The following is an 11,737-nucleotide window of genomic DNA, read 5'->3' on the forward strand; positions in this document are numbered from 1 at the left end:
GGCAATATCAAATTAGTTATATTGTTATAAATTTGCAGATCACACCATGATGGAGGACGAAATGGGAAATGAATCTAACGACCAAATGTTTTTTGAAAATTTGATCCTTTTAGATAAAAACTTTCAAAATGCTAATCAATTTTTCGATTTTACGTTTCCTATTTTAAAAAGTGGTGGTTATGTTAATCATTCCTTTTTAGATGCAATAAAGCAAAGAGAATCTTTGTTCCCAACCGCACTACCAACAGAACCTTATGTAGTTGCTATGCCCCATACTGATGTTGAGCATGTTATTAGACCCTTTATTTACTTTGCTCGAGCCAAAGGTACGATTCCATGGTGTGAAATGGCGAATAATGACAATGTATTAAGGGCTAACTTTGTTTTTTTACTTGGGTTTAATCAACCGAATGGGCATATTGATTTATTACAAAAATTGATGGCCTGTTTTGTGAATTCGAATTTTTTAGAAGCGCTTTATCACGCAGAAACCGAACGTGAAATTTTTACATTATTGACGTCGAATATCAATTTATAAGGAGGCATTATGAAAAAAGTTATTGTTGCATGTGGCAGCGGAGTGGCTACATCACAAACTGTGGCTAGTAAAGTAACTCGTTTATTAAAAGAACGGAATCTTGATGAGATAAAAGTGGAAGTTGTTGATCTTAAGTCTGTTGATACTCACATTAAAAATAGTGCTGCTTATATAGCGATAACTAAAATTGAAAAACAGTATCCTATTCCCATTATCAATGGTATTGCATTTTTAACAGGGATAAATATGGAAGCGGAATTACAAAAAATTATCGATGCCTGTAAATAGGAGTACGAATATGGACTTTTTAGGAACAATTATAAATTATATTTTGAATTTAGGTGCCCCTGTTTTTGTACCCTTCATTATGTTAATTGCTGGTTTAATTGTGCGCATGAAATTTAGAGATGGAGCTTCAGCTGCAATTACCTTAGGCGTTGCATTTGTTGGTATGAGTATGCTAATTGGATTTATGGTTGGTGCTATTGGTTCAGCTGCGCAAACAATGATGGAACGAACAGGTATTGAACTTAGTATTGTTGATGGTGGTTGGACTACTATGGCAAATGTATCTTGGGCTTGGCCGTATGCATTTTTAATGTTTCCTTTGCAAGTGGGGGTTAATATTTTGATGTTGGCATTAAAAAAGACTGATACTTTTAATGCTGACTTATGGAATGTGTGGGGGAAAATTTTCACAGCATTTATTGTTGTTGCTGTAGCTACTCCAATTTTAGGTTCTGTTATGGCTTTAGTCGTTGCTTTTATTATTGCTACTTTGCAGATCATATTAGAACTTAATTCCGGTGATATTAATCAACATCGAATTGAAAAATTAACAGGTATTCCAGGTGTAACTTGTACTCATAGAATGTTATTTTTTAGTGCGATTTATTATCCTTTTGATCTCTTACTGCGTAAAATACCTATTTTAAATAAACCAATGGATGCAGCAACATTACGTTCAAAAATTGGAGTTTTTGCTGAAAATCATGTTATTGGTTTTTTATTAGGTGTGACTTTTGGAATTATTGCTGGTTATGATGTTGCAGCTATTTTAATGCTTGGTGTGCAAGCTGCTACTGCTCTTATGTTATTTCCAATGATCTCTAAGCTATTTATGCAAGCACTATCGCCAATTTCTGAGGCAATTAGTGATTATATGAATAAACGTTTTGCTGGTCGTAAATTATTTGTTGGTTTGGATTGGCCATTTATGGGTGGTTCAAGCGAGATTTGGTTTACAGTAATTGTTGCCATTCCTTTTACCTTAATTTGGGCTGTTATTTTACCCGGTAACAAAATTCTACCTTTTGCAGGTATTATTAATGTTGCGCTTATTGTTCCTGCTTATATATTAACTAAAGGAAACACCTTAAGAATGGTGATTTTAGCCATTATTGGTGTGCCATTCTTTTTATTTGTTGGAACACAATTTGCACCGATTATCACCGATTTAGGATTAACCACTAAAGCTATTGATATTCCATCTAATCAGTTAATTTCAAATAGTTCTATTGATGCACCTATTTTTACTTATGCGTTTTCATTTATTTGGCAATGTTTACAAGGCTATTTTGTTCCATTGATTTTTGCTGTTTATTGGTGTGTGGGTTATTTCCTCTATGCTCGTGAACTACGCAAAGAAGTTGCACAAGATATAGTTGAGAAAAATAATGAATAAATGATAGTTAAAGTATTCGTTGAACATAATCTGCAGTAAATCTGATGGTAATGTTTATTACCATCAGACAACGAACAATAAGGTAATTGTTATATGGTTATCGATAAGCGAATTCATGCTGTATTAAAAGCATTAATTCATAATCCAAATATTAGTGGAGTTGAGCTTCAATCTGAATTCGGGTTAACTCGTAAACAACTTAGTTACACCGTTAAAAAAATTAATGATTTTCTTGAATCATCTAACCTTGAATTAATCAGACGATTTAAAACTGGTAAATTTAGTGTTCCCAAATTAGTGATCGAAACATTTAGAGATGAACCAGTATCTCTTGCTATTGGACGTTATATTTATTCTGAAGATGAACGTATTCATCTGCTTCTTTTTTTCTTGTTAATTAGAACAGAAAGGTTGTCATTAATACATCTATCTTCGTCCCTGACTGTCAGCCAGAATACAGTTATAAATGATATTAAAAAAGTGCAGACAATGATTGTCCAATATCATTTACAAATCAACTATGATCGTGAAAATGGTTATCGTATTATCGGTGATGAAATAGACAAACGTTATTTGTTACTAAAATTAATTCGTAGAATTATTAGTATGCCAATAGCTGATAAAATTTTTAGAGAAAATGAGATTATTACCCAAGGGCATTTAGAACAAGTAGGGCAGGTTTTTAGTGAAATAGAAAGAAAATTAAAAATTGTTTTTACTGATGAGCAGTTGCAAGAATTAACCTACTTTATTTGTTTTATATTGCAGCGGATAGAAACAGATAAAAAAATTAAACGTTTACCTGAAAATTATGCTGAGGCAGCAAATAGCCGTGATTTTCAACTATTAAAAAAACTGATTGAAAAATTTGGTATTACTGATCTGAATGAACAAATCTTTTTAATGGTATTAGTGCAAAGTTCTAATATACAAACAATATCTGATAAATATTTTCATTTAGATGCGGTTTTGTTAGAAAGTGTCGTTGAAGTTATTAATAATTTTGAACAGATCAGTTGCATAGCTTTTCAAGATAAAAGCGAACTTATTGAACGTATATATCAGCATTGGAAACCTGCTTATTATCGCATTCGTTATCACATTACCAATATTAATAGTGTATATGGTATCGTATTACAAGAGTTTGGTCATTTACATGAAATGGTTCGAAAAGCAATTTACCCTTTTGAAAAAATTTTACATTGTAATATGCCAGATGAAGAAGTCGCTTTTATTACTGTCTTATTTGGTGGGTGGTTAACTCGAGAAGGTTTGATCAATCAAATTAAAACGAAAAAGATAGCTATTTTTGTTTGTGAAAATAGTGCAACTGTTTCAACTTACCTTTACTTAACTTTACAAGTATTACTTCCTGAATTACATTTTTCTGACGCCATGTCTAAACGTGAGTTTGAAAAATATAATCACTATTACGATATTGTTTTTTCTACTTCATATTTATCTACTGATAAATTGCTATTTATTGTCAACTCGTTACTCAATAACTCCCATAAAAATGCTTTTCGTAATCAAGTGATTGGTGCTTTACAAGGTATTGATCCGAGTATAATTCAAGTAGAAGAACTTATGTCTATTATTGAAAAATACAGCAATATTAAAGATCAAAAAGCATTACAAAAAGAATTAACAGCATATCTTTATAACGATGAAGTGAATGATAATCCCGTACGAATAACACAACAGGAGGTTCCTTCATTAGCTGACTTAATGCAAAAAGAACACATCAATATTACAGAAAAGGTTGATATAGCATGGCAAGAAGCATTGGCATTAGCTGCTCAACCTCTGTTAAATAACCAAGCCATAGAAAGTTATTATCTTGAAAGAATGATTAATAAAATCCAATTCGAACAACCTTATATTATGTTGGTTAATGGATTAATTATTGCTCATGCTGGTATTGATGATGGTGTGAATAAAGTTTCAATGTCTCTACTTAAGTTATCTGAAAAAATCAATATTTGTGGTTATATGAAAGCTGATTTAATTGTTGTTTTAGCAACAAATAATCCACAAAAACATCTTAAAGCTCTTGCTCAATTAAATGAATTATTAGAATTAAATGACGGCGCAACTCGCATAAGAAATGCTAAAAATAGCAATGAAATCTGGGAATTGTTTGCCAATTATCAATGAAATATCTTGTGAAAATAGGAGTTGAAAATGTTAGAGATACAAAAACAATATGTTGTCGATATGGCTAAAAGGTCGAGTGAGTGGGGATTGTGTAAACATAAAGCTGGTAATTCTAGTGTTCGCGATAAAGAAACAGGATATGTGCTTGTTACTCCAACAACAATTGATAAAAAATTGTTAACAATTCGAGATATTGTTGTGATGGATCTTGACGCAAATGTTATTGAAGCTGATTCTGGATTGAGACCAACGAGTGAATGTTTAATGCATCTTGAGATTTATAAAGCTCGCCCTGATATTTTTGCTATTTCGCATACTCATTCTATTTTTGCAACTTCATTTGCCGTATTAGCCAGACCTATTCCAGCGGTTGTTTATGAATGTGCCATTCTTAATTTAAAAGATGGTGTTATTCCTGTTGCACCTTATGGACGACCAGGAACTCCAGAACTTTCAAATAGCGTTATAGAACCTATAAAACGAGCTGATGCAATTTTGATGGAAAAACATGGCGCAATTGCTGTAGATAAAGACCCTTATGAAGCTGTATTAAAGGCTGCTTATATTGAAGAAATGGCTGAAATTTACTATCACGCTCTGCTTATTAATGGTGGTAAAGATCCTGGAGGATTCCCTTCACAGGAGTTACAAAGTTGGGCATATCCTTCGCAAATTAAGTTTAAAAATAATTTTTAGTTTATTAATTTAAATACGTTAACTAAAAAATAGTGAGAAAGGAAAGGTTTTATTTTATCGATATCTTTATAATAAATCCGCCGATATTATCGGCGGATTTATTATTTTATTGGATTTGAATATACTCATTCATAAATTTCAAAATATACGCCATTGAAACAGAACCAGGATCCATATGGCCAATTGCTCGTTCACCTAAATTTTTAGCTCGACCAAATACAGCGATCATTTGTTTCGTTTTTTCTGCTCCTTCCATAGCAGATTGTGCTATTTTAGGTAGTGCATCTTTTAATTTCAAAGTAGTTAATCTGCTTGCCGTTGTTGCACTAGCAGCTAAGGCATCAACCATAGTTTTATCTCCAGGTTTAGCGTTTCCTCGTTGATAGACAGCTTGCCAACCCTCATTAAGTAGTGTTGATAGTGCGCTTGAATCAAATTCTGTGATTCCAGTAATACTTTTTCCTCCTGCTCTAAATAAAGTACCAAAAATTGCTCCTGAGGCTCCCCCCATACTTGTCATTAATTTTGTGCCAATTTGAATAAAAAAGTCACCTATATTTGTTGGTTGAAATCTTTCATCTTGTAGTAACACAATGATAGCTGCAAACCCTCGCTTCATACCGATGCCGTGGTCACCGTCCCCCACAATTTGATCTAAAGATGTTAATGTTGGTTCACTTTCAATCATTTTTTCGGCTGTGAATAACATCATTTTGCGAACTTGTGATAAATTCATTTTAATTTCTCCATCCTAGTGTTTTGCAAGGTAAATCATAAAGATATTGTAGTTCTTCATCTAACTTCATCAAGGTGATTGAAAAGCCTGACATTTCAAGCGATGTACAAAAATGACCAACAACGACATCGTGGCTGATTATGCCTCGAGTATCAAGTTCAATACCTACTTTACGCGTTATGATGAGTAGTTCCGTGTTACTAAGTGTTCCTAAATTATTAATCAACACACACACTCGGTCATTCTTTTCAAAAGGTAAATCATCACAAAGGCGATTTATCATATCCTTGACAACCTCATCTGATGATGTCATTTCTTGTCGACGTAATCCTGCTTCACCATGAATACCGATGCCAATTTCAATTTCGTTATCTTTTAACTCAAAATTAAATTTATTCGACTGAGGTAATGCACATCCATCTAGGGCTACACCTATAGTTCGAACGTTGTTATTGGCTTTTGATACTACTTGATAAAGATTATCAAGATCGTATTTTTCAAATTGTGCCGCAGCGCCTGCAATTTTGTATAAAAACATAATACCCGCAACACCACGGCGATCTGAAATTTTTGATAATGGAGCTGAAGCAATATCATCCGTAGCACGAATTGTTTTAGTAGTAATATTGTTTTCAGCTAATATTTCGGCTGAAATATCAAAATTCATTCCATCCCCAGAGTAGTTGCCATATAAAAATAGTACACCTTTCCCTTTTTCTATAGTTTTAGTTACTTCAATAATTTGATCTGGTGATGGTGATGTGAATACTTCACCGAGTGCACAGCCATCAATACCTCCTTTACCAATAAATCCAGCAAAGGTTGGTTCATGACCACTACCACCTCCTGAAACAATAACAACTTGATCGCTTGCAATATGGCTGCCATAAACGGCACAATGTTCTGGAATTGCAGTTAATTTTCCCTGATAGGCATAAATCAACCCCTGCATAACTTCTTGTCTTACATTATTTGGATCATTGAGTAGTTTTTTTGGTTTACGCATTCATTATTCCCTCTTAAGTAATCGTAGTTAACAATGTTTATTGTAGGAAAAAGTAATAATTCAAACGAATACAATTAATGACAAATAATATCCTACTGATTGCTCATCATCGGGATGATATTGTTGATCTTTATAAGAGTTATGAATTTAGTTTTTTTATTTGTGAAAGGTATAATGTTATCTAATATTTATAGATAAATTGTTTAAATAAAGAATAATACGGTTATAATTTGTAAAAAAGTTTCAGGAGAGTAGGTGTTTTAGTATAAACACTATTATAAATTATCAATGAATAAAGAATCTTATTTTCAACGTTTTAGTGGTATAGCTAGGCTTTATGGTGAGTCGGCTTTACAGAGTTTTTCACAAGCACATATTTGTGTAATAGGTATTGGTGGTGTAGGTTCTTGGGTCGCAGAATCGCTGGCGCGGAGCGGTATTGGTCAAATTACCTTAATTGATATGGATGATGTGTGCATAACCAATACGAATCGTCAAATTCATGCGTTACAATCTAATATAGGTAAATCTAAAACCTCGGTTATGGCTGAGCGAATTGTAGAAATTAATCCTGAATGCATTGTGAATGAAATTGATAATTTCATTAATGCTAATAATGTCAGTGAGTATTTAGGAACAAAAACGTCACCACGTTATGATTATATTATCGATGCTATTGATAGTGTTCGTGATAAAGCAGCAATTCTTGCTTATTGTAAGCGACAAAAGTTAAAAATTATTACCATTGGTGGGGCTGGTGGGCAAAAAGATCCTACACAAATTAAAATTGCCGATTTAGCTAAAACAATTCAAGATCCATTGGCTGCAAAATTACGAGAAAAACTAAAACATGATTATAAATTAAACAAAGATAGTAAAGGTAAATATGCTATTCCTTGTGTATTTTCGACTGAACAACTAACTTATCCTTCCCAAAATGGATTAGTTTGCGTTTCAAAAAAAGATGCTAACGGGCCTAAAAAAATGGATTGTGAATCAGGGTTTGGTGCTATTACTACGGTTACAGCGACCTTTGGTTTTGTTGCTGTAAGCTATGTGTTAAGTAAATTGTCTAAAGTTTAAATATAGACCGAATGAATAAACGTAAATCAAGCCGTTGAAAGGCTTGATTGGGCTTTTTAACATTAAATCACTCTTAATGATTATTATCTAATCTATCTTTAAAGTAGTATTAATTTTCTATCAAAAAAATCTATCCTTAAATTTTTCTTATCAAAACTACCATATAACATTTGTTTTTTGTGCAATATCTTATTGTATAAATTAAAAAACTGATTTACGATAACGTCAATTTCGTTTTGTTATTATGCTTAAGCATTAAATAGTTTCAAGGAAGACGCCAAACGATCCAGATTTATTTTTTAATTTCAAGGAGAAATCTATGGCAGTAACTAACATAAATGAGTTAAATGAGTTAATGGCTCGAGTCAAAAAAGCACAAGAAACATACTCAACTTATACTCAAGAACAAGTCGACAAAATTTTTGTGGCAGCCGCAACAGCCGCAGCTGCAGCACGCATTCCACTAGCTCAACAAGCTGTTGCTGAGTCAGGAATGGGGATTGTCGAAGATAAAGTTATAAAAAACCTTTTTGCCGCTGAGTACATTTTAAATAAATATCGTCATGATAAGACTTGTGGTGTTGTAGCTGAAAATGAACCATTTGGCACAATAACATTGGCTGAACCACTAGGTATTATTTGTGGTATTGTTCCAACAACCAATCCAACTTCCACTGCAATCTTTAAATCTTTAATTAGTCTAAAAACGCGTAACGCGATTGTCTTTTCTCCACATCCTAGAGCTAAAAAATCAACAATTGAAGCTGCTCGTATTGTTTTAAATGCGGCGATTAAAGCTGGAGCGCCAAAAGATATTATTGGTTGGATTGACGAACCCTCTATCGAATTATCAAATGCACTAATGCATCATGATGATGTTGCAGCTATTTTAGCTACAGGCGGTCCAGGCATGGTTAAGGCTGCTTACAGTTCAGGGAAACCAGCACTAGGTGTAGGGGCTGGTAATACGCCTGTTATTATTGATGAAACTGCTGATTTAAAACGTGCTGTTGCTTCTGTATTAATGTCTAAAACATTTGATAACGGTATGATTTGTGCATCAGAACAAGCCATTGTTGTGGTTGATTCGGTTTATGATGAAGTGCGTCGTTTATTAACACAATACGGTGCTTATGTTTTAAATGCTAAAGAAACTAAAGCAGTACAAGGTATTATCTTAAATGACAAAGGTGCCTTGAATGCTAATATTGTTGGTCAACCAGCAACTAAAATTGCCGAAATGGCAGGTATTAAAGTACCAGCAGATGCAAAAGTATTAGTAGGCGAGGTTTCTAAAGTTGATCTATCAGAACCATTTGCTCACGAAAAATTATCGCCAACACTTGCCATGTTTAAAGCTAAAGACTTTAAAGAAGCAGTAGAAAAAGCAGAAAAATTGGTCGAAATGGGCGGTATGGGGCATACTTCTGTGCTTTACACAGATCAAGATAGTAACCGTGATCGTGTGACTTATTTTGGCAGTAAAATGAAAACCTGCCGTATTTTAATCAATCAACCGGCTGCTCATGGTGGTATTGGTGATTTATATAATTTTGATTTAGCGCCGTCTTTAACACTAGGATGTGGTTCTTGGGGTGGTAACTCGGTATCTGAAAATGTCGGTCCGAAACACTTAATCAACAAGAAAACAATCGCTAAGAGAGCAGAAAATATGTTATGGCACAAATTACCAAGTTCTATCTATTTTAAACGTGGTTCACTTCCAATTGCTTTAAATGAAGTTATTGAACAAGGCGCAAAACGCGTATTTTTGGTAACGGATAAGTTCTTATTTAATAATGGTTACTCAAAACAAATTACCGACCAATTAGAAGCTCAAGGTGTTATTTGTGAAACTTTCTTTGATGTAGAAGCTGATCCAACGCTAAGTGTGGTTCATAAAGGTACGGATTCAATGCGATCATTCCAACCAGATACTATCATTGCCTTAGGTGGTGGTTCTCCAATGGATGCCGCGAAAATCATGTGGGTTTTATATGAACATCCTGAAACAAAATTCGAAGAATTAGCATTACGCTTTATGGATATTCGTAAACGTGCTTGTCATTTCCCTAATATGGGACAAAAAGCAAAACTTATTTGTGTAACAACAACGTCAGGTACAGGTTCTGAAGTAACGCCATTTGCTGTTGTAACTGACGATGCAACAGGACAAAAATACCCATTAGCTGACTATGCGATTACACCACACATGGCGATTGTTGATGCTAACTTAGTTATGAATATGCCACGCTCACTTTGTGCGGCTGGTGGTTATGATGCAGTAACACATGCTTTAGAAGCTTATGTGTCGGTGATGGCAAGTGAGTTTTCCGATGGACAAGCATTACAAGCATTAAGTCTATTAAAAACCTACTTACCGACAAGTTATAAAGAAGGGGCTAAAAACCCTGTAGCACGCGAAAAAGTGCATAGTGCTGCAACATTAGCGGGTGTATCATTTGCTCAAGCGTTCTTAGGTGTTTGTCACTCAATGGCTCATAAAATTGGTGCGGCATTCCATATTCCTCATGGTGTTGCTAATGCAATGTTGATTAGTAATGTTGTGCGTTTTAACGCAACTGACAAACCAACTAAACAAGGTACATTTAGCCAATATGGTTACCCTAAAGCGGTTGCTCGTTATGCTGAAATTGCGGATCACTTAGGTTTAACAGCAGCTACGGATAAAGATGAGAAGAAAGTTGAAAAGCTAATCGGTTGGTTAGATCAGCTTAGAAAAGATCTTGATATTCCTTTCTCAATTAAAGAGTTTGGTATTGATGAAAAAACTTTCTTAGCACAAGTTGATCAACTTGCAATTGACGCATTTGATGATCAATGTACTGGTGCAAATCCACGTTATCCGTTAATTGCTGAGCTAAAACAAATTTTGCTTGATACTTACTATGGACGTGCATATAAGGATAATGGCAATATTAGTGAAGATGTTGCTATTCATACAGAAGCAAAAGGAGTAGCTACAACAACTAAGAAAAAAGCAACCAAAAAGAAATAATATAAATTAATTATTATTGATTAAATAAAATCCTGAAATAGTCTATATTTCAGGATTTTTTTATGTTTTTGATTTTTTTTTAATCAAACAAAATAAAATTTGTTTTTTTTGCTTGCAAGGATAAATGTTCTAGTTCATAATGCGCAGCACTTAGGCCGGCTTAGCTCAGTAGGTAGAGCAACTGACTTGTAATCAGTAGGTCACCAGTTCGATTCCGGTAGCCGGCACCATTTTCCTAAGTAAACAGTTTATAAAGATTCGGGGTGGGGTTCCCGAGCGGCCAAAGGGAGCAGACTGTAAATCTGCCGTGTCACACTTCGAAGGTTCGAATCCTTCCCCCACCACCATCATCTAATATTAGCAATAGCTAATTGAAGCATTTAGGTAGCCGAGTTTGAACATGCGGGCATCGTATAATGGCTATTACCTCAGCCTTCCAAGCTGATGATGCGGGTTCGATTCCCGCTGCCCGCTCCAATTGCTGATATAGCTCAGTTGGTAGAGCGCACCCTTGGTAAGGGTGAGGTCGGCAGTTCAAATCTGCCTATCAGCACCATTCTTGTTAATTTCCTAAACTTCTAAAAATATCGAATTTGACTGCTTTATAGCTTGTCACTCGATAGCTTTATCTGTTATCATTCAGAGCTAATTTAAAATTAGTATTATATTAAATATGATACTTGGTTAATGTGGTGATTCACCACCGATTTGTATTACATTTGAGGGACGATAAATGTCTAAAGAAAAATTTGAACGTACAAAACCCCACGTTAACGTTGGTACAATCGGCCACGTTGACCATGGTAAAACAACTTTAA

General features: G+C 34.3%; 10 protein-coding genes and 4 tRNA genes. 12 read left to right on the forward strand and 2 right to left on the reverse strand.

What is annotated here, in order from left to right; genetic code table 11:
* The first annotated feature begins 61 nt into the window (after positions 1-61).
* The 5 genes from GQ596_RS07660 (at position 62) to GQ596_RS07680 (ending at position 5,075) form a co-directional block, all read left to right on the forward strand.
* On the forward strand, positions 62-538 hold the full coding sequence (locus GQ596_RS07660; RefSeq protein ID WP_160401091.1) for a PTS sugar transporter subunit IIA: 477 nt from the start codon (positions 62-64) through the stop codon (positions 536-538).
* A 9-nt stretch (positions 539-547) separates the two neighbouring features.
* Positions 548-826: a PTS sugar transporter subunit IIB gene (locus GQ596_RS07665; RefSeq protein ID WP_160401092.1), complete on the forward strand. Its 279-nt coding sequence runs from the start codon at positions 548-550 to the stop codon at positions 824-826.
* Between the two features lie 10 nt (positions 827-836).
* Positions 837-2,222, forward strand: a complete 1,386-nt coding sequence (locus GQ596_RS07670; RefSeq protein WP_160401093.1) for a PTS galactitol transporter subunit IIC — start codon at positions 837-839, stop codon at positions 2,220-2,222.
* 93 nt (positions 2,223-2,315) lie between these two features.
* Positions 2,316-4,379, forward strand: a complete 2,064-nt coding sequence (locus GQ596_RS07675; protein WP_160401094.1) for a BglG family transcription antiterminator — start codon at positions 2,316-2,318, stop codon at positions 4,377-4,379.
* 27 nt (positions 4,380-4,406) lie between these two features.
* A complete protein-coding gene (locus tag GQ596_RS07680; protein WP_160401095.1) occupies positions 4,407-5,075 on the forward strand; it encodes a class II aldolase/adducin family protein in 669 nt (222 codons plus the stop codon).
* A gap of 106 nt (positions 5,076-5,181) precedes the next feature.
* Here GQ596_RS07680 and dhaL read toward each other — a convergent pair whose 3' ends face one another.
* Both dhaL and GQ596_RS07690 read right to left on the reverse strand, forming a co-directional pair.
* Entirely contained in the window at positions 5,182-5,811 is a 630-nt protein-coding gene (dhaL, locus tag GQ596_RS07685; RefSeq protein ID WP_160401096.1) for a dihydroxyacetone kinase subunit DhaL, read from the reverse strand.
* A 1-nt stretch (position 5,812) separates the two neighbouring features.
* Entirely contained in the window at positions 5,813-6,817 is a 1,005-nt protein-coding gene (locus tag GQ596_RS07690; protein ID WP_160401097.1) for a dihydroxyacetone kinase subunit DhaK, read from the reverse strand.
* 288 nt (positions 6,818-7,105) lie between these two features.
* On the opposite strand from GQ596_RS07690, the gene tcdA reads away from it, so the two are divergent.
* The 7 genes from tcdA to GQ596_RS07725 form a co-directional block, all read left to right on the forward strand.
* Entirely contained in the window at positions 7,106-7,900 is a 795-nt protein-coding gene (gene tcdA / locus GQ596_RS07695) for a tRNA cyclic N6-threonylcarbamoyladenosine(37) synthase TcdA (RefSeq protein WP_160401098.1), read from the forward strand.
* 319 nt (positions 7,901-8,219) lie between these two features.
* Positions 8,220-10,919: a bifunctional acetaldehyde-CoA/alcohol dehydrogenase gene (adhE, locus tag GQ596_RS07700; protein WP_160401099.1), complete on the forward strand. Its 2,700-nt coding sequence runs from the start codon at positions 8,220-8,222 to the stop codon at positions 10,917-10,919.
* 154 nt (positions 10,920-11,073) lie between these two features.
* A tRNA-Thr gene (locus GQ596_RS07705) sits at positions 11,074-11,149 on the forward strand.
* 32 nt (positions 11,150-11,181) lie between these two features.
* Positions 11,182-11,266 (forward strand) — tRNA-Tyr (locus GQ596_RS07710).
* 55 nt (positions 11,267-11,321) lie between these two features.
* Positions 11,322-11,396 (forward strand) — tRNA-Gly (locus GQ596_RS07715).
* Between the two features lie 3 nt (positions 11,397-11,399).
* Positions 11,400-11,475 (forward strand) — tRNA-Thr (locus GQ596_RS07720).
* A gap of 177 nt (positions 11,476-11,652) precedes the next feature.
* The coding region (locus GQ596_RS07725; protein ID WP_010312103.1) for a GTP-binding protein at positions 11,653-11,737 on the forward strand (85 nt) is incomplete at its 3' end.

The sequence above is a fragment of the Gilliamella sp. Pra-s60 genome, assembly GCF_009795755.1.
Lineage (GTDB): Bacteria > Pseudomonadota > Gammaproteobacteria > Enterobacterales > Orbaceae > Gilliamella.